The following is a 567-nucleotide window of genomic DNA, read 5'->3' on the forward strand; positions in this document are numbered from 1 at the left end:
GGCCAGTTCAACGGCGGCACCAAGGGTGCGGGCCTGACGGCGCGCGTCGACCAGGACAACCTGTTCGGCACCGGCCTGAAGAGCGTGGCCTGGCTGCAATACGCCCAGGGCTCGACTTCGCTGAACGCCAACTTCGGTCACCTCGACTGGGGCCAGGACAGCAAGAACTGGCGCATTGTCGAAAGCGTGAACTGGCAAAAGGGCGCTTTCGGCGGCCAGGCCATCGTGCTGTTCGCCAGCGAGAAGGACAACACCGGCCTGAAGACCAACTCGGCCTCCGTCGGTGGCCGCATGTCCTACGCCATCACCAAGAACTTCAAGATGGTGGGCGAGCTGGGCTACTCGCAGTACAAGGTCGACGACGGCAGCGACACCGCGCACCTGACCAAGCTGACGATCGCCCCGACGCTGTCGACAGGCCCGGACTTCTGGAACCGCCCGGAGCTGCGCCTGTACGCCACCTTCGCCAAGTGGAACAAGGCCGCTGGCAACGTCACCGGCCAGACCGCCTTCGACGACAAGACCTCGGGCAACAGCTTCGGCGCCCAGATCGAATGGTGGTTCTGA

Annotated in this window: 1 protein-coding gene; it reads left to right on the forward strand. The window is 64.6% G+C overall.

The features are described 5' to 3' along the window. Positions 1-567, forward strand: a 567-nt coding sequence (locus AC3WR5_RS33490) for a carbohydrate porin (RefSeq protein ID WP_492490118.1), incomplete at its 5' end; no start/stop codon positions are given.

Source organism: Ideonella sp. FW305-24, assembly GCF_058788035.1.